The 19,409-nt window shown below is 52.9% G+C and carries 15 protein-coding genes and 2 riboswitches; all 15 genes read right to left on the bottom strand.

From position 1 onward, the window contains the following. Positions 1–143 precede the first annotated feature (143 nt). On the bottom strand, positions 144–971 hold the full coding sequence (locus BLR06_RS07615; RefSeq protein ID WP_092070794.1) for an ABC transporter ATP-binding protein: 828 nt from the start codon (positions 969–971) through the stop codon (positions 144–146). Beyond that, positions 943–1,803: an ABC transporter ATP-binding protein gene (locus BLR06_RS07610; protein WP_092070791.1), complete on the bottom strand. Its 861-nt coding sequence runs from the start codon at positions 1,801–1,803 to the stop codon at positions 943–945. The genes BLR06_RS07615 and BLR06_RS07610 overlap by 29 nt, the downstream gene beginning before the upstream one ends. Continuing rightward, complete coding sequence (gene opp1C / locus BLR06_RS07605; RefSeq protein ID WP_245698064.1) at positions 1,800–2,633, bottom strand: nickel/cobalt ABC transporter permease; 834 nt, start codon at positions 2,631–2,633, stop codon at positions 1,800–1,802. Before opp1C ends, BLR06_RS07610 begins: the two co-directional genes overlap by 4 nt. Positions 2,634–2,636: 3 nt before the next feature. After that, positions 2,637–3,569: a nickel/cobalt ABC transporter permease gene (gene opp1B, locus BLR06_RS07600; RefSeq protein WP_092070788.1), complete on the bottom strand. Its 933-nt coding sequence runs from the start codon at positions 3,567–3,569 to the stop codon at positions 2,637–2,639. A gap of 96 nt (positions 3,570–3,665) precedes the next feature. Next, positions 3,666–5,261, bottom strand: a complete 1,596-nt coding sequence (gene nikA, locus BLR06_RS07595; RefSeq protein WP_217636857.1) for a nickel ABC transporter substrate-binding protein — start codon at positions 5,259–5,261, stop codon at positions 3,666–3,668. Positions 5,262–5,526: 265 nt separating this feature from the next. Then, entirely contained in the window at positions 5,527–7,920 is a 2,394-nt protein-coding gene (locus tag BLR06_RS07590; protein WP_092070781.1) for a PAS domain S-box protein, read from the bottom strand. A 268-nt stretch (positions 7,921–8,188) separates the two neighbouring features. After that, positions 8,189–9,400 (bottom strand): GNAT family N-acetyltransferase, encoded by a 1,212-nt coding sequence (locus BLR06_RS07585; RefSeq protein ID WP_092070778.1) that lies wholly within the window; start codon positions 9,398–9,400, stop codon positions 8,189–8,191. 367 nt (positions 9,401–9,767) lie between these two features. After that, positions 9,768–9,908 (bottom strand): hypothetical protein, encoded by a 141-nt coding sequence (locus tag BLR06_RS19990; RefSeq protein WP_245698063.1) that lies wholly within the window; start codon positions 9,906–9,908, stop codon positions 9,768–9,770. A gap of 12 nt (positions 9,909–9,920) precedes the next feature. Further along, positions 9,921–10,085, bottom strand: coding sequence for a hypothetical protein (locus BLR06_RS19495; protein WP_173812814.1), 165 nt, complete (start codon positions 10,083–10,085; stop codon positions 9,921–9,923). Positions 10,086–10,266: 181 nt separating this feature from the next. After that, a riboswitch (cobalamin riboswitch) is annotated at positions 10,267–10,447 on the bottom strand. Positions 10,448–10,650: 203 nt separating this feature from the next. Next, entirely contained in the window at positions 10,651–10,953 is a 303-nt protein-coding gene (locus BLR06_RS07575) for a zinc-ribbon domain containing protein (protein WP_092070752.1), read from the bottom strand. A gap of 239 nt (positions 10,954–11,192) precedes the next feature. Continuing rightward, positions 11,193–12,308, bottom strand: a complete 1,116-nt coding sequence (locus BLR06_RS07570) for an adenosylcobinamide amidohydrolase (protein ID WP_173812812.1) — start codon at positions 12,306–12,308, stop codon at positions 11,193–11,195. 59 nt (positions 12,309–12,367) lie between these two features. Beyond that, positions 12,368–13,189, bottom strand: a complete 822-nt coding sequence (locus BLR06_RS07565; protein WP_092070747.1) for a sirohydrochlorin cobaltochelatase — start codon at positions 13,187–13,189, stop codon at positions 12,368–12,370. A 210-nt stretch (positions 13,190–13,399) separates the two neighbouring features. After that, positions 13,400–13,581: riboswitch (cobalamin riboswitch) on the bottom strand. A gap of 183 nt (positions 13,582–13,764) precedes the next feature. Next, positions 13,765–14,913, bottom strand: a complete 1,149-nt coding sequence (gene meaB / locus BLR06_RS07560; protein WP_092070744.1) for a methylmalonyl Co-A mutase-associated GTPase MeaB — start codon at positions 14,911–14,913, stop codon at positions 13,765–13,767. A 4-nt stretch (positions 14,914–14,917) separates the two neighbouring features. Then, the gene (scpA, locus tag BLR06_RS07555) at positions 14,918–17,104 is read right to left on the bottom strand and encodes a methylmalonyl-CoA mutase (RefSeq protein ID WP_092070741.1); all 2,187 of its coding nucleotides are present in this window, start codon (positions 17,102–17,104) and stop codon (positions 14,918–14,920) included. Beyond that, complete coding sequence (locus BLR06_RS07550) at positions 17,104–19,275, bottom strand: methylmalonyl-CoA mutase family protein (protein WP_092070738.1); 2,172 nt, start codon at positions 19,273–19,275, stop codon at positions 17,104–17,106. The genes scpA and BLR06_RS07550 overlap by 1 nt, the downstream gene beginning before the upstream one ends. Between the last annotated feature and the right edge of the window lie 134 nt (positions 19,276–19,409).

Below are 19,409 nucleotides of genomic sequence, written 5' to 3'. Positions count from 1 at the left end.
ACAAAGTATTGCATAAAAAGCCTAAATTTGTCAAGCCTTGTCCGCCCATTTCCCGCCCCCGATCACCGCATCGCAGGCTGCCGGGCAGCGGTCACCGGCAGTCAGACAGCCGCACCATACGACCGAAGCGGTGCAGCATTCATTCATGCCAGCCGGCTCCCTTCCTCCCGTCCGCAGCGGTAATCAGCCAGCTGATCGGAAAAATCCAGCACCGAATAGAGGAGTTTGCGGGAATAGGCCTCTTTTACCTGTCCCAGCTCCGCTATCCGCTCTACCGCTTCAACAATCCGCCCCTCGGCAAAAAATAAGGCCCGGTCGCACAGATAGGCCACAGCCGCCAGATCATGGCTGATAAACAGATAAGACAACTGAAATTCTTTCTTTAAACTGTCCAGCAAATCCATAACCTGAACCTGTACCGACACATCCAGCGAGCTGACCGGTTCATCCAGCAAAATAAATGCCGGATTGGTGGCCAGCGCCCGGGCGATGCAAACCCGCTGGAGCTGCCCGCCGCTTAGCTGATGGGGATAACGCTTAAGATAATCTCCGCCCAGTCCGACCTTTTCCAGCAAATAGACCGCTCGCTCCATCGCCTTGGAACCGCTGGCCAGGCGGTGGGTATACAGCGGCTCGGTAATAATTTTGTCAACGCGGAACCTGGGATTTACCGACGAGGTATAATCCTGAAACACTGCGCTGATTTTGCGCCGCCAGTCCGGCTGTTGTCTCCAGCCCGGGGAACGGTAGATGTTTCTCCCCTCAAACAATACTTCGCCCCAGTCGGGCTTCTCAATGCCAATCAGCATCCGGCCCAGCGTGCTTTTTCCGCTGCCGCTTTCCCCGATCAGTCCCAGGCACTCGCCGCAGGCCAGCTCCAGGGAAACGCCTTTAAGGATGGGTTTCTTTGCTGCGCTAAAAAAGCCGCCCTGGCTAAAATCCTTATAAACCTCCTGTACCTTTAGCAGCACAAGCCGTCAACTCCTTTGCCTCGCCGCCCCGTAAAGCCTGGTGATATTTTTTCATCAGTGCGGCTCTGGTGCCAATCAAATAACGCGTATACTCTTCCTCAGCCCGGCAAAATATGTCTTCTTTACTTCCTTCCTCCACTGCCCGGCCTTTATTCATCACCAGAATCCGGTCGGCAATCCGGCTGATCACTCCAAAATCATGAGAAATAAAGATCATCGCCGTGTGCAGCCGCTCCCGTATCCGGCAGAATTCTTCCATCACTTCAAATTGCGTGACCGAATCCAGCGCTGTGGTTGGTTCATCGGCAATAATCAGGTCAGGCTCAAGCGCCAGGGCAATTCCGATCATTACCCGCTGCAGCATGCCTCCGCTTAACTGGTGCGGATATTTTGCTATGATTTGCTCAGGCTCCCGCAGCTGCATTCGCCCCAATACCTCAATTGCCAGGGTCTCAGCCTGTTTCTCCGTCAGCGCCCGGTGGCTGCGGAAAGTTTCGGTCATTTGCGCGCCAACCCGCCACAGCGGATCAAACGCAGTCATTGGGTTCTGTAAAATCATGCAGCTTTTACTGCCGCGCAGCAGGCGCAGTTCTTCCGGAGCGGCTTGTAATAAATCCCGCCCCTGAAAGACAGCCTGCCCGGTAACGGTAAAACTCTCGTCCAGCAAGCCCAGCATCGACCGGCACAACATGGTCTTGCCGCTGCCGCTTTCCCCTAAAATTCCCAGACAGCTATTTTCAGCCAGCTCAAATGATACATTGCTGACCAGCTCAGTATGGGGATGGCGGTTGAGCCTTACGGTTAGATTGCGTACCTGCAATATTTTATTCATCGGCACTCCTCCTTTGGATCCAGAGCGTCCCGGAGACTATCGCCCAATAAATTAAAGGCCGCCACTAAGATCAATATTGCCAATCCCGGCGCCAGCATCTGCTCAGGATGAATGGTCATTACCTTTTGCGCCTCGCTCAGCATTGCCCCCCATTCGGCGGTTGGCGCCTGTACGCCAAGGCCCAGGAAAGACAGCGCCGACAAGTTCAGGATAACCCAGCCGGTATCCAAAGTGGCCAGAATGATAATTTCCGGCGCGGCGTTCGGCAGCAGATGCTCGGCCAGAATAAACCGTTTACTGCTGCCCGTCGCCCGTGAAAACAGAATATAATTCTTCTCGCTGTATTTGAGCACCAGACTGCGAATCATCCGGGTATACCAGGCCCATTTTACCAGAATATTGGCCAGTACCACATTGCCGATGCCGACCCCCAGCATGCCGACAATGGCCAGAATCATGACCTGGCTGGGAAAAGACAGCATAACATCGCAAAGCCGCATCATCCCCTCATCCACCCAGCCCCGGAAACTGCCGGCCACCAGCCCGAAAAAAACGCCCACGGTGATGGTTGCCCCCATTGTCAGCAAAGATAGAAAAACAGTCGTCCGGACGCCATACAACAGCCGGGAATAAATGCACCGGCCCAATTGGTCCGCGCCCAGCGGATACTCCAGCGACGGGCTGGCATATTTTTGCAGCACATCCACCTGATTGGGATCATGTAAAGCCAGCCAGGGCGCCAGCAGCCCGGCCAGCAAAGTAACGCCAATCACGGCCAGACTGCCTAAGGCCAGATAATCCCTGGACAGACGCCTAATCATATCGGTCATGCTTTATCTTCCCTCCCGCAGACGTGGGTCAAGGCTGTGATGCACAATATCCACGATCAAATTGCACAAAATAAATAATACCGCCATCAACAAAATATAAGCCTGAATCACCGGATAGTCACGGTTAAAAATTGCCGAAATGCAAAGCCGCCCAACACCCGGCCAGGCGAAAATATTCTCAATAATTACGGTGCCGGCCAATAACTGGGGGATACTCATGCCCAAAGCGGTAATACTGGTTTGCAGTGAGTTTTTCAGCACATGCCGCAGCAGAATCCGCTTTTCGCTAAGCCCTCTTACCCGTCCGTACAACACATACGTCTCCCGCATATTCTCCAGCATATTGCTGCGAATGAGCCGGACATAGGTGGAAATATAGGTCAGGGAAAGCGCCGCGGCCGGCAGAAGCAAATGCTGCAAACTGCCGCTGCCGCTGGTTGGCAGCAGATTGAGTTTAATGGAAAAAAACCAGATCAGCAGCAAGCCCACCCAGTAGCCAGGCATGGCCGTGCCAATGAATACCATGATTCTCAGCAGGCGGTCGAACAGGCGGTTGGCGTAAAGCGCCCCCAAAACGCCCACCGGCACGCTGACCGCAATAACCAAGAGCAGCGCCGCGGCCGCCAATTTCAGGGTCGCCGGCAGGCAGCGCAGAATTTCATCAATCACCAGCCGGTCATTAATATAAGACTTGCCAAAATCCAACTGGAGCGCCCTTCCCAGCCACTGAACATAACGAAGCAAAAAAGGCTGGTCCAGGCCCAATTCAGCCCGCATGGCGGCAACTGATTCCGGTGTCGGTATGATCTCATTGACCCTGAGCGCCACTTCCGCCGGATCGGCGGGCACCAACGCAATGAGCGTAAACGACAGAAAGGAAATTGCCACCAGCAGCGGGATTACCGCCAAACATCTTTTGATCACATAGGTCCGCAATTTTATCTTGCTCCTTGTCGTTTTTTCCGGGCATTAAAACAACGGCTGGCTAAACCGCCAGCCGTTTGCCTGTTGCTTATTTCACTGCCAGTCCAATCATTCAAAATACATTTTTTCGAATGGAATTTCAAATTGCGACGGATTAAAGGCAACGCCTTTCAGGCTTTTGACCGCAACAGCCCGGTTCCGTTCATACGTCAGAGGTATATAGACCGCCTCGTCATGCAATGTGGTCAAAATGTAGGTATATAACTGCTGCCGTTTGGTTTCATCCGTCGAAACCAGCACATCGGTAATGGCCTGATCAAGCGCCTTTTTATCCTTCAGGCCCTGCTGGGCGATATAGTCGCCATACACCGGCAGCTTCATCCCGGCCAGCGAGGACTGGGGATCATACGGCGTTCCCCATGAAATATTGAAGATAATATCAAAATTTCCGGCCTTCTGCCGGTCGCGGTAAGATTGCTCCTCTTCACCGGTAATGGCCAGATTTATGCCGAGCGGAGCCACCGCGCTTTGAATGTACTCGGATATGGTTCTTTCCAGCACGCTGTTGCTGTTATAATGCAGCCTGACAACCAGCGGCTGACCGTCCTTTTGACGAAACTGCTGTCCAGCGGCCTTTTTCCAGCCGGCGTCATCGAGCAGTTTTTCCGCCTGCTGCGGATCAAAAGCGTACGGCTTTAAATCAATGTTGCAGTACGGCACTGTTTTGGCCAGCAAGGTATCGGCCACACTTTCGCTGTCATTGAAAATCCCCTCGGAAATGCCCTGTTTATTAATGCTGTGCTCTAAGGCCTGACGCACTCTGAGATCGGCCAGCGCGCCGCTGGTCGTATTCATCAGCAGCATCCGCGTGGACGTGGGCTGGGACATGATTGTCACAAATTTGTCATCCTTGCTGAGTTGCCCAAAAGAGTCGGCGTCAATCATATTTTTACCGTAAATCAAATCAAGCTCGCCTCTTTGCAGCGCCAAAACCCTGGTTTGATTATCCGGGATTACTTTCATCGTAATTTTTTCCAGTTTAGGCTTGGGTCCCCAGTAGTTGGGATTGACGGTAAATACCGCATATTGGTCGGTTTTATGCTCCGACAGTATCCAGGGGCCGGTGCCCACATAAGTAGTCACGCCGTTTTTGGTCTGCCCGTCCTTCATTGATTTAGGGGAAATAAAACGAAAGGGCCGCGTTACGGCAAGTTCAGTCAGCATCGGATAATAAGGGCTGTTCAGAACGATACGCAGCGTATAATCATCCACGACCTCAACTTTTTCAATCACCCGGATCAGCTCCAGCCAGGTATGACGCTCTTTATTGGCCAGAATAGCGTCAATATTCAATTTGGCGGACTGCGCATTAAACTTCTCCCCGTCGGAAAAACTGACATCCTTGCGCAGGTAGAAATTATATACCCGGCCGTCTTCGGAAATATCCCACTTTTCCGCCAGCCAGGGGGCCACGCCCTCCTCGGTATTCATCACCAGCGACTCGTAAAGCATATTCTGCGCCCACATTTCCCCGCTGTAAATATGGGGATTCAGATCCCGGATATCCCGGAAATTAGCAAATACCAGTTCTTTTTTCGCCACTGTTGAATCAACGGCGGAAGAGCACCCACCCAGCACCGCCATCAGGGCAACAACGACCAGTATGCTCAGAAACCTTAAATTCTTCCCTAAAATAACCAACACCTCTTCCTCATCCATTTTGACAATACCAATCTGGAAATAAAATATTTTTTAATTCCAATTGTCGAATAATGATAGTTATTATCATTATCTATCCTATAGTATAGCCGCCTCCTGTCTATTCAGCAATACGTCATCATATACAAAATCCACTTGTATTTTTTATACGTCACATATAGCTGCCTGGCAGACATTGGCTGCTTATGGCCATCCGCCGCACACAAAAAAGCCATCGGCCTCCATTCAGGAAAACACGATGGCTTGTCCGCTAGCCGTCATTCTCTGCGCCAAAAACCTGCCGCAGTTTAAAGGCCATGCTTAAGGTCAGTCTTGTTTCAAAGGAATCCAGTGAAAAACCCAGAATCGTTTCAATCCGCTGCTTGCGGAATACTACTGTTTGCCGGTGTACACCGAACTTTGCCGCCACAATGTTCAAATTGTCGGTTTGCAAAATTTCCTGCAGGGTATCCAGCAATTGCGTTCCTTTGACTTCGTCGTAGGTCAACAGGTTACCCAGCGACCGGTGAATAAAATTCCGGACTTCGTCGATATTGGTCACCGCCGGAAAAAACTGAAAAACGCCTAAGTCGCAATAATGATGCACCGCGCTCCCGGGGTTTAAAATCCGTCCGAGCTGAACTGCATTACGGGCCTGGGCATACACCCGGGCAAGCTGGTTAAAGGTATCGGGCTCAAATTCGGCAATGCCGATCCGCCAACAGGCCGAAGGTTCCTGTTCCTTCAGCCGCCGGTTCAGCTCATTGGCAATTTCAAATTCGCGGCAAGGCGTCCTCTTTTCCGTTGCTGCAGCCGGGCAGAGTACAGCCACCCCTTCCCGGCTTTCCCAGACAACAGCGTCGGCGCTGCCAGCCTGCAGGACATCGGTAAGCCTTTCCAGCATAAACTGCAATTCCTGGCGATGCGCCTGCCAGTAATCATGATCCGCATCCTGCCAGCGCTCGAGGATCAGCAGGAAGCAGGAAAACGGCTGCGCCAGGTTCAGCCTGACCTGCCAGGCGGAATCAAGCACCTGCGTGGTCGGCAGGATGGTTTGCTCAATCAACCCATTTAATAAATCACGCTGCCGCCGCTTTTCATAGGACAATTGCAATAACTTTTTGGTACGGTTTTGATCGGTAATGTCAGTGAGATTGCAGGCCGCGGTAAATTTACCGCCAATCCGGCAGCTCATCGGGGCAATCCTGACGTCAAAAGTCCGCTCCCCCTGCCTGGTGGTCAGCGTGTACTCCCCAAATTGGAGGGTTTGTTTCTGGATTGCCTGCTGAATGGTCAGCAATAAGGATCCGGTCTTCCGGTCCGTTCCCAGCTTATTCAGCCGCCGCTCACTCAGCTTACCGGCCAATAACTGATGTTCATCAAATAATTCCAGAATCAGGCCGTCCTGGTCAACAATCATGCCCAGCCCCGGCATCACTCGGGCAAACTCACGCAGTCGCAGCGCCACCCCGGCATGAAGAGCCTCCAATTCCTTGTGATCATTAATATCGGCGACAGTCCCGATAATCGAAGCAGGCTGATTGTTACAATCGGTCAAAACATTGCCGGTCACCTGCACCACCCGCTGGCCCCCGCCGGCCAGCATCAGCCTGGCTTCCGCCCGGACCGGCGTTTGGTCTTTCAGCAGCTGTCTGAACATCAGCCGCAGCCGTTCAACATCATCCGCCTGCAGGAGGCCCAGCAGTTCCTCATAATCAACCGGCTGCCGTCTGTCCTCCAGGCCGAATAAAGCCAGTAAGCCCTCCGAGCAGCTAAACCGTCCGTCCGGCAAATGGTATTGCCAGCTGCCGGTCCGGCCAATCCGTTCCGCCTCAGCCAATTGCCGCTCCATCGACTTTTGTTCGGTAATATCCATTAAAGCGACAACCATTTTACCGACCTCGCCATTGGCCTGAGCAAAGGGCTGGTAAACGCCATAATAGCTGTTTAATTCACCAGTTCCACCGGTCAGAGGCGGCCGGCATACATCCAGAAAAGGGACGGTTTGCCCCCGCCGGCAGGCGTCCAGCAAAACGGCGTGCTTCGCAGCCACTTCCGGCGGCAGGAAGTCGGCAAAGCGCCGGCCCTGCATATGTTCCGGCGCCAGCCCCATCATTTTTGCGTATTGCCGGTTTACATGAAGCAGACGGCCCTCCCGGTCCAGACAGGCCAAGCAGCAATGAGCGGCATCGATCATTGCCTGCAAAAACTGCTCGCTTTCCTCCAACCGCCGGTATAAAGCCGCCAATTCCTCTTGCTGCACTTTGCGTACACTGCAATCCCGGCTTACCCCAATGACCTCCGCCTTTCCGTCTTCGCGGCGGATAAAGCGGGTTGACAGCTCCGTCCAGATTGTCCCGCCATCTTTGTGCGGCTGCTCAACAATGCCCAGAAAAGTCAATTCCCCCTGATAACAATTGCTCTCCAGCAGCGCCAGCCTGCCCGGCAACTTTTCCAGCAGTTCCCGGCAGGACGACGGTGTGACGAGTTCTTCCAGCGGTTTACCGGTCACTTCTTCGGGAGTATAGCCGCGCAACCGCTCAATTGAAGGACTGACATACATCAGAGTCATGGTTGCAACATCAAAGCGCCAGATTACATCTTCCATATTTTCCGTTAAAATCCGGTAGTTTTCTTCCTGCTCCCGCTTGGTTTGCCCACACACATCTCCGCCCCCTCTAAGGCCTTTCTGACAGACAGGCCGCCCTATATGCAGCCCGCCGCGTAATTTTCCCAACGATATTTACGCCAAGCGGCTACACCGTTTCCTGCGATACCGGCGGCATCTGCACAAACTTTTTCTTCTTAATTATATCATGACTGGTACCGTGATTCACCTAAACCGGATTGACGTTATTCCGCCCTTCTCCGCCTTGTCTTGCGCAAAATAGTCTCGCCATTATCGGCAACCCCGGCCCCGCCGGCCAAGTAAATCAGAAGTAATCCGAAAAATACGGGATCTGACGGCCAATCAGGCTATCCAGCAATGGAACCACGTCCACATTACAGTTGAGCCGCCCGATCTTGGCCAAATAATCGGCCCGTTTATAGCCCAGCAGCATGGTGGTCATTGTCTGAATATCCAGTTCCGCTTCAACCGGCCCTCCGCCCCTGCTCAGACTGGCGGAGCCGTCAGTTGCCACGTGAATGGTAAACAGCCCCTGATTCCAGGATAGCAGCGGATCATTCAGCTTAAAGCGCCACACCCGTTCCACCGCTTGCGGCTTGAAGGGATACTGCGCGATAAACAGTTCCAAATCAACAATCCGGGCCATATAGTATGGAGAAATCGTCTCCTTGATATCGGCGTCCTCCAGCAGAAAGGCCAAAGGCTCATGGGTATAGGTAGTTCCTACTACTTTGGTTACCATCGAAACATGGGCGCTGATAAAATTCCATAAGCCCCGGCGGGCTTCCTCATGCGTAAATACCATTTCCTTAATATGAAATACTTCGTTAGAAATCCAATACAGCACGTAACCGCTGGGACGGCGGCCCTCATCATAATACACGGCGGCAGTCATATCCTCAGGATCCCAGCGCCAGTATTCCTCCCACGCCAGGTCATTGCGGATCATGGCGGCATGACTCTGACGGGCAAACTGATCGTACACTGCCCGGACAGCCGGGCTCTCGATCTGGACCCGCTCTACTTCGCCCGGCATCTTCCTGGATTTGGGCAATTGGAAATCTTTGACCTCAAAGGTCATTTTATCGGAAATAATCTCCCAGCCTTTACGGCGGTAATAGGGGATGGAATACGGATAGAGATAGGAGATGGACTGTTTTCGTTCCCGCATATCAGCCAGCGCCTGTCCCATCAGGCTGTGCATCAGGCCCAGATTGGCATACTCAGGATAAGTGCCCACCCCGGTAAGTCCGCCCATAGCAAAGATTTTCCCAAAGATATTTACCTGAAAGGGATATACCGCAACCTGAGATACCAGCTTATCTCCGTCAAACCACCCCAGCACATCGGCCTGTTCCAGCACCGGCAGCTTAGCCAGGGTAATCTCCCTTTCCTCCCAGCCTACCTGTTGCAAGTCCTGCTTGGTTACTTGAAAAACATACCGCAGCAATTGGTTAAATTGCTGCAAATGCCCAGTCTCCAGCTTTTTCATTTTGAGCCTTTTTTCCCGCTCCATCCAATACCTCCAATTACGCGGACATTTACACAAACTTTCTCTTATTATACCACGGTCAGGTTGGATTTCCCAGAAATTAACGGATGCGCCAGCAGCTTTGCCGGCGCATCCGCAGGCTTGTCTGCCAGGACATTGCTTCATTGGAAATTCCGCTGCTGCGTCGATTCAACCTGCTATTAGAAAGAATATCTAACACCCAGCTGGAAGTTGCGCGAAAGCATTGGATAGTTCCCTTTGACAGCCGACAAATCAGACCTGCCGTTAATTTCATAAGCCTTATCCGCCAGATTATTTGCGTTAAAATAAACGCTGGCCTGATCAGACAGTTTATAATGCGCCGCAAAATTCCAGACCCAATAGCCGCGGTTCACAAAATGGTCCCGGTCGCGTCCGGCGGCGCTTTGTCCATTAAGATTAAGTCTCCATTGCTGGTCTCCATAGCCCAGCTTGATCCGGTACCCGTTCGGCTGGCTGTTTTTTCCGTCATTTTGATAACCGCTTCCCTCATCCAGCTCAGCCTTTACATAAGACTAGCCAGCTTCAATAAAATACTTAGCGGAAAGCCGTCGCCTGCAGCAGCAGCCCGCCGGTTACGATTGCCCACAGCCAGGCCTGGCGTTGCCTTGATCGTTTCGTCTTCTTCACACCCAGTCTCCTCTCCCATGTTGACTACAACCACAGTCAAATCAATGCAGCTTCCTCACCTCCTTGGAAACTCAGCACAAAAAAGCCTCCACCCTGATACGGGGGAGACTGTTTAAGCGGCTATACCGGCAATTAACAATCCCAACGCAGATACTACGCCGGCACGATTTCAGCACATGATCGAACTGCGCAAATCGCCTCCCCATCGCTCGCGGGTGATAACGGTGATTGTTATATAGGCAGTTCTCCTGGCTCCGAATCATCACTCGCCCAGCCTTCCCGGGACAGTTTGTCCCAGTGGCGCTCTTGGGGTTGCTCCTCATTACAGTGGCGGGACCGCGCCGGCATTGCACCGGACTTCCCTATTAAGCCCTGACGGGCACCTATATCATCATTGATCAATTTAACTTACATAAGTATTACACAGGCTGCAATTTATTGTCAATCGCTTTCCTAAAGGTCACAAGGCTTTAGCGGCCTTGCCCGCACTGCTTCGCTGCCGCCTGCTGGACGAAAAATGCCTGCAATCCGCCCGGAATTTTAAGGGTTTACAGAGCACCGGCCGGCCGTCAAAGAAGCTTCCCTGCTGGCAGGGAAGCTTTAAATTAGCGATTATGATGTCTGCTAAAGCATTGGCGGCAGTACACCGGCCGGTCGCCGCTGGGGCGAAACGGAACCTGCGTGTCAATGCCGCAATCGGCGCAAACGGCATCAAACATTTCCCGCTGCACAGCGCCAAGGCTGCCTGATCTTCCGGTATCCTGCCTTTGCTTGCGCGCCGCCCGGCAGGCGGGACACCGGCCCGGATCATTCATAAAGCCTTTACCGGCAAAGAATTCCTGCTCTGAGGCAGTAAACAGAAAGTCAATCCCACACTCTCTGCAGGTTAAAGTTTTGTCTTGAAACATGAAATCTCCTCCTTGGTTTACACAAAAGGCGGCGCGGCATAGTTATTAAATCGCAAGCGGGTTTCAAGGTCATCAGCCTGTTTAGGCAATCAACAGCAATCTTAAATAAGAATGTTATCAATCACTGTATAAACCGGTTATTTTAGTCAATTCCATTATACAAAAAATTTGCAGGATAATAAAGCTTTATTTTTTACAGAAATACCCAGAACGGCATCCCGCCGTCCCGCCCATCCGTCCTACTCCTCCGGTCTTAGCGGCGGCTGCCGCACCAGGCAGGCGAATATTAATTCAAACCAGGCCTGCAGACAGTCCTGCAGCTTGGGGCTTGGGATGACCGGACAGCAAACGCAGCACCTGGCGGCAACGGCTGCAATCAGCTCCTGCCCCGCAGCTTGCACCTGCCCGGCTGGCAGCAGTCCCCACAGCTGCTGGTCCAGCAAATGAATATACAGGGAGGAATAGGCCAGCAATGCCGGGTTTCCGTCCAGACGGTCCCACAACGCTTGAAAGCGGGCTTTTTCGGCCGGCCGGCCGGTCCAGGACGCATATTGCCGCCAGAGAAATTCATCAGTAAAGCCAAATCGTTGAAATCTTTGGCGAAGGCTGCGCTGGCTTTGCGGCGATATGCCGCCCTGTTTAACCAAGGCCTCCTGTACCGCCTGTTTAACCGCCTGACCAATTAACTCTCCCAGCTTGGAATGCTTGCCGGCAGTTTCCAGATACAGGGGTGAAACAGCATTGGCCAAAACCATGGTTTGATCTGCGCCTGTCCCGGTTGCCAGACCGCAGGAATACACGCTGTCGGCCATAAGCTCCTGCAGTGCGGCTGTTTTGGCCTCGCTGCAGGTAACCAGTGCCCTGGCAACGGTTCCCGGCGGCATATCGGCATCCAATAGCAGAATAATGTTCACCGGCCCTGCCTGCCGCCGGCATTGTTCAGCGTTGCGCGGCAGGGAGCCGGCCCGGACGGCGCTTGGCTCTATACCGGCGATGACCATTGCCGTTACAATAAGCGTTTGAAACTGTTTAACCGCAATGGCGGTGTTCTCCATTGACCCGGAGGTGCCCATTGCGGCAGTCCGGCCGGGATCAAGGGCCAGGGCGGCGGCCAAAGACCGTAGCCAGGCCCTGGATTTTTCAGCTTGCCCGGAACCATCGCCGTTCTCTACCAAAGCCTGGTGATAATGAAGCACCCCCTGTAGATCCTCGCGATAACCGCCGTTCAGTTGTGAAGTGCTTAATACCTTGCGCGCCTTATTAAATTTAATGGCAACAGTCTCATAAACTTTGTTCCATACAACACTATCGCCGGTTGATAAAGTATGCAAGGTAACTTCCGCCGCGTCACTCAACCCGATCACCTCACCTGATGCCCACCGGCCTTAACTGCAAGCAGCCTTAAGCCGGCCGGTTAGTGCTTATGGCAGTGTTTGCCGGAAATGGCGTCCCTTAGATGCTGGAGATAAATATCCTGAATGAGCTCATTTTCCCCCAGGCCTTTCAGTAGCACATCCACCTTAAATCCTGCCTGCGCCAGGCGGGACTTGGCCGATTCATCGTCTTCACCGGCCATATCATTTTTAGCATGATCGCCCGCTACCAGCATGAATGGCGCCAGCCGGACATTGCGGATTTTATGTTCTTTAAGCTTTTCAATCACACCTTCCAAAGCCGGAAAGCCCTCGACTGTATACACAAAAGTTCTCTCCAGGCCGGCCTCGGCAAACTTAAGCTGTAAAACAGCATAAGCGGCATTGGCCGGATGAGTTCCGCCATGTCCCATAAATACCAGCGCATCCGCTTCTCCGGCTGGCGGCAGTTGCTTGGCGACAGCCGCCAGCACCGTCAAATAATCATCAGGCTGGTCTTCCTGCCCCATATAGTACAGCAGCGGCCGGCCAATCCTTATTTTTGCAAACGTTTTATTATGGGCATACCTGACCACAAGCCGCCTGATCTTTTCGTATTCTTCCCCGGCTACGACATGCAGCGGCTGAACATATACCTCGGTGTAACCCTCGGCCAGCAATTTTTCCAGCGCCTGCTCTTCCGTATCAACGTGCAGCCCGGCCCGGTCCGCCAGCCTTTTAATCACCATCCGGGAAGTAAACGCCCGCCGGACTTCAAAATCCGGAAAATGCGTCCTGATTTTGTCCTCAATAGCCGCAATGTTTAATTGTAGTGTATCCAGATAAGTAGTTCCAAAACTAACCACCAAAATAGCTTTTTTCATTGTCCTGCAATTGCCTCCTTATCTGCTGTAAGCTGAGGCGAAAACACCCCCGGCCTGCTGTAAATCAAGTTAGAATTTATACTTACGATTGATTGCCTTGTTGCAAAGACTATGCCGTCGTACAGATAAAAATCCCGACGTGAATTCACGCCGGGATGGAAGTAGTACAAAACAGTACGCCTAATCCCCTCCCTATCGCTCGCAGGTCAAACGGTGATTGACATATAGGCAGTTCTCCTGACTCTGGATCATCACATAGTGCAGCCTTCCCAAGACTGAAGTCTCAGTGGCATCTGTTACACCTGCTTCCCATTACAGTGGCGGGACCGCGCCGGTTTTTCACCGGTCTTCCCTATTAAGCCCTGACGGGCACCTATACCAACATATGAAGTTTTTGCTATGTCAAGTATTGCATAACCTGCTGCATTTTGTCAATATTGTAAATTCCCCCTCGTCTGGCGGGCCAAACAAAAAACCCCAGGGCATTGCTGCACACTGGAGTTTGATGTCATATCCGGACAAATCGTATTCCGCCAGCAGTTGTCCTGCGCTTTGCCAAGTTTGGTTCAGCCAGGTTATTTGCTATGGCCGCCCTCTTGCTCAAACGCACGGATAAGCTGCTGTACTGCCATAGTCGCGGAAATCCGTCCCTCTACCACCTGATTTTCAATTCCGGCCTTTAACGCAAGGACATTGGGGTTTTGAAAGAACAAGCCCCGCAGATGTTCTTCGACCATCGTATAGACCCAGGATAAGGTCTGTTTACGGCGTCTGCCGGTGAAAACGCCTGAGCCTTGCGTAGCCTGCCTGAATTTCTCTACAACATCCCAGATATCCGCAATGCCTTCACCGGTCAAGGACGAGCAGGTATACGCATGGGTTGCCCAGCCTTCGGTAGCGGGGCGCAGATAATGCAAAATCCGTTCATAATCAGCTCTGGCAACCAGCGCCCGCTGCTTATTATCTCCATCGGCCTTATTGATCAGAATGGCGTCCGCCAGCTCCATAACGCCCTTTTTCATGCCCTGCAATTCATCGCCGGCCCCGGTAAGAACCATCAGCAGAAAAAAGTCCACCATGGAACGGACAGTCGTTTCGCTCTGTCCGACCCCCACTGTCTCGACCAAAATAACATCAAAGCCGGCCGCTTCGCAAAGCAGCAGGGTTTCCCGGCTCTTGCGGGTAACGCCGCCCAGCGTTCCGCTGGAGGGAGACGGCCGGATAAAGGCTTGCGGCTGCTTGGCTAGAATCTCCATCCGGGTCTTATCGCCCAGAATGCTGCCTTTGGTGACCGTACTGCTCGGATCAACAGCCAATACCGCCACTTTATTGCCCTGCTCGCACAACCGGCAGCCCAATGCCTCGATAAACGTACTTTTGCCTGCCCCCGGCACGCCGGTAATGCCGACCCGAACCGACTTGCCGGTATGAGGCAGCAATTCCTTCAGCACCTGCTGCGCTATTTCAAAATGGGCCGGTGCATTACTCTCAATTAAAGTGATCGCCCGGGATAGAATCATCCGGTTACCGCTCAGTACTCCCTGGACATACTCATCCACTGATAAAATGCGCCTTCTGACTACTGGCGCAGGCTTTCCAGCTGACGCTGTCTTACTATCCGGCATACCATCATGCCCCCCGTCCACTCCGGTCATGACCCGGCAGGCAAAGGCGTCGTCGGACTTTTTTGGCGCCCATTCCGGTTTGTAAGTGCTATGGCTCATGTGTCTATTCCTCGTTAATGCGCACAAACAGCTCGTCTAGAATTCTTTTGGCTGCTACCGGAATAATCGTACCAGGCCCAAAAATCGCTGCTGCGCCATGTTCTCTTAAATAATCGTAATCCTGCGCCGGAATAACGCCGCCGGCTACCACCATAATATCGTCGCGGCCCCGTTTTTTCAGTTCTTCCACCAGCTGCGGCAGCAGCGTTTTATGGCCGGCCGCCAGAGAGCTCATACCGACAATATGCACATCATTATCCACTGCATCCTGGGCGGTTTCCTCCGGTGTCTGGAATAAAGGCCCGATATCCACGTCAAAGCCCATATCGGCAAAGGCTGTGGCAATTACCTTTGCGCCCCGGTCATGACCGTCCTGCCCCATTTTGGCAATCATAATCCGCGGACGGCGCCCTTCCTGCAGTTCAAACTTGTCCGTCAGTTCCCGGACCTCGGCAATAATGGTTTCATCGGCAAACTCACTGCTGTACACCCCGGAAATTGACCGGATGATCGCTTTATGACGGCCGGCCACCTTTTCTACGGCGTCTGAGATTTCGCCAAGGCTGGCGCGGGCGCGGGCCGCTTCCAAAGCAATTTCCAGCAAATTCCCTTCTCCTGTTTCCATCGACTTGGTAATGGCATTCAGCCAGTACTTCACATCATCCTCGTTCCGGATTGCCCGCAGTTTTTCCAGCCGCTGGATCTGCGACAGCCGTACCGCGGTATTGTCAACTTCCAGGATATCCAGCGGATCTTCTTTCTCCAGCCGGTACCGGTTAACCCCGACAATCATTTCCTCGCCGGAATCAATATGCGCCTGCCGGCGGGCTGCAGCTTCCTCAATGCGCATTTTAGGCAGGCCGGTGTCAATGGCTTTGGCCATGCCGCCCAGCCCCTCCACTTCCTGGATGTGCGCCCAGGCCCGGCGAATAAGCTCGTCGGTCAGCGCTTCTACATAATACGAGCCGCCCCAGGGATCAACAACCTTGCAAACTTTGGTTTCATCCTGAATATACAACTGCGTATTCCGGGCAATACGCGCCGAAAAGTCGGTCGGCAGGGCAATCGCCTCATCCAGCGCATTGGTATGCAGCGACTGGGTGTGGCCAAGTGCGGCCGCCATGGCTTCGATGCAGGTACGCCCGACATTATTGAACGGATCCTGCTCGGTCAGGCTCCAGCCGGAGGTCTGCGAATGCGTGCGCAGGGCCATTGATTTTGGATTCTTGGGATCAAACTGCTTCACGATTTTAGCCCACAGCATCCGCCCGGCGCGCATTTTAGCCACTTCCATGAAATAATTCTTGCCGATTGCCCAGAAGAAGGACAGCCGCGGCGCAAACGCGTCAATGCCTAAACCGGCCGCAATCCCGGTACGGATATATTCCAGACCGTCGGCCAGGGTATACCCTAGTTCAATATCGGCGGTAGCGCCCGCCTCCTGCATATGATAGCCGGAAATACTAATACTGTTGAACTTTGGCATATTTTGTGAGGTATAGGCGAAAATATCGCCGATGATCCGCATTGAGGCGGTTGGCGGATAAATATAGGTATTACGCACCATAAACTCTTTTAAAATATCATTTTGAATGGTTCCGGCCAGCACTTCCTTCTTTACACCCTGCTCCTGCGCGGCCAGAATATAGAAAGCCAGTACCGGCAAAACGGCGCCGTTCATGGTCATGGATACCGACATTTTATCCAAAGGTATGCCGGAAAACAATATTTCCATATCCAAAATAGAGTCAACGGCAACGCCGGCCTTGCCGACATCCCCGACTACCCGCGGATGATCGGAGTCATAACCGCGGTGGGTGGCCAGGTCAAACGCAATGGACAAGCCTTTTTGCCCGGCCGCCAGATTCCGGCGGTAAAAAGCGTTGCTTTCCTCAGCCGTCGAAAAACCGGCGTACTGACGAACCGTCCAGGGCTGCGTGACATACATGGTCGGATACGGGCCCCGCAAAAAGGGCGGAACGCCGGCCATAAACCCCAGATGGTTAGCCTGCTTATAGGCTTCCTCCGTATAAAGCGGCTGAACCTCAATTTGTTCCATTGTCCGCCAGTATAACTCTTCAAACGGCAAACCTGTTTCTGTTTCAATTTTTTTACGCCATTCAGCGGCGCTGCTTGCCTCGGCTTTGGCCTCCTGAAAAAGCAGCTTGGAAAAGTCCGGGTTCTTGTTCATCAGCTCATCCCCTTTGCTTGTTGCAACTCAGTCAGAATTTGATAGCAGTTTGCCCTGACGTGAATAAAGTCATCCACTCCGGCCTCGCGGTACGCCTGCTCAAATTCAGCCGCCGGCGCGCCGGCCACAAAAACCTTCATGCCGGGGCAGCCTGTTTTGATCAGACGGGCTAACGGCGGTACCATCTCGGGATAGGTATCATCGGTTGAGCAAATAATTGTCACATCGGCGCCGGAAGCCAGGGCCGCCTGCGCCGCTTCTTCCACGGTCGGGAACCCATCGTTTTTCAATACTTCAAATGCCGCCACTTCCATAAAACCGGTAGAAAAATCAGCTCTGGCCTTATGCTGCGGAATTGGCCCCAGATTGGCCAGGAAAACGCTAAAATTCTCGCCGGTCTTCGCTTGATAGCGGGCCGTACGGTCTCTCATTGCCTCAAACTCTTCCGTCCAGCGGCGCACCCTGATTGGTTCGACACGAAAGGAACCGGTCTGATCTTTATTTAACTGTCCGCGAATCCCGCCGGCGGTTGCACCGGCCTGAAACGCCTCGACAACCAACTCCAGCAGCCTGCCGGTTTGACTTGCGGCGGCCGTACGCATTTGTTCAAGGATGCTCTGGCAATGCTTAGCGTCAATATCCTCCCGGTAATTATTGATTGCCTGGGTACGGGCGCTTTGATCGCCGGCAAAATTTTTATCCGGCACCGCCAGCGGCTGTTCGGTCATATTGGGATACATGTTGGTCCCTACCGCACGGTCGGAGCGATTAGCCAGGTTTTTGAACCTTTGCTTGAGAATTGCGGCGATTTCCGTCTGAATAACGCCTTCCTGCAAAGCCTTAACCATACCGCCCTGTCCGTCAATCTGCTGAATGACCGCCCAGGCTTTCTCAGCCACCTGCTGCGTCAGGGTTTCAATATACCAGGAACCGCCGGCCGGATCGACCGGTTGAATCAGGTTGCATTCATTTTGCAGCATCAGCTGGGTATTGCGGGCAATCCGGCGGGAAAATTCGTCGCCAGGACGGATTGCTTCGTCAAAGCAGCCTACCTGCAGGCTGTCAACCCCGCCGACCACGCCGGAAAAGGACTCGGTCGTGGTACGCAGCAGATTGACATAGGGATCATAGGTGGTTTTGGTAAAATAGGAGGTACGGGCGTGTACATTCATTTTTTGGGCGTCCTTATCACCGCCGAAGGCTTCCGCAATCTGCGCCCAAATCATCCGGGCCGCCCGTATTTTGGCAATCTCCATAAAGAAATTCGAACCCAGTGAAAAGCTGAAACGGATATGCTTGGCAATCACCTGAATATCCAGGCCACGCTCTTTAAGTTCTCTGACATAGGCAATTGCCGCGCTCATGGCATAGCCAATCTCCTGAATGGCATTGGCCCCGCCGTCATGATAAACGTCACCGCGCACCAAAATGGTACGCATATTGGGCATATGCTCGTCAGCCCACACGGTGGAATGAGCCAGTTCCTGATACAACTCCTCCAGGCTGCAAGGCAGCCTGCCCGATCCGGCCAGCGCCCCGATAGGATCAGCGCCGATGCAGCCGCTGATATTTTGATAAGCCTGGCCATTGCTTTTGGACAGGGCTGTAATCAGGCCCAACAGGCTGATATTGGAATATCCGGTATAGATATGCAGATCGTGCTTGGATAAAGGAATCTCGGCCAAAGCCTCCGCAGCATCCTGAAGCGTTGACAGTGATACCCCCTGATCGCCAATACTCTTCGCAGCAGCGTCAGTGGCGTCCAGACCGGACAGAGTTGCCGTGTCAAGCGCAATATTCAGGCTGGTGCTGCCTTTCGCCAGTTCCTGCCTGGCTGTTTCATTAAATTTGGCCGGGAGCGCCTCCGCGCATTGCTGGGCAATCTTCCAGGGCGTAGATACATAACCGCCGGCGTTGACGCCCCGCAGGTAATAATCCCCGCCCGGATAAGAATGGATATGGCTAAGGTTTTGGGTATTGTCCATTGTATAAATAGGCTCAAGCTGAATCCCCTCATAGGTTTTGGTAAACATCCGCTTTTCGAAGACTCCACCTTTTAGGGCAACAATTGTCTGCGCTTTCCACTGTTCATAGCTGGTCGGCGCAAACTCGTCAAAGGTCACTGCCGGCATTGCCGCAGCCGCCTGTTTTTCACCATCCGTTGTCGACATCTTGTCAATCCTTCCTTATCTCATAATTTGAACAATAATCGTGGGCTTATGCTGCTCTTTATCCCTCCCCTTTCCCCGTAACCGGGGATAATATAAAAAACCGTCTCATTAAAAGACGGTTTATTCAAAGAGTC

The organism is Dendrosporobacter quercicolus (assembly GCF_900104455.1).
GTDB classification, from domain to species: Bacteria; Bacillota; Negativicutes; order DSM-1736; family Dendrosporobacteraceae; genus Dendrosporobacter; species Dendrosporobacter quercicolus.
This window is presented reverse-complemented; position numbering and strand designations above follow the sequence as displayed.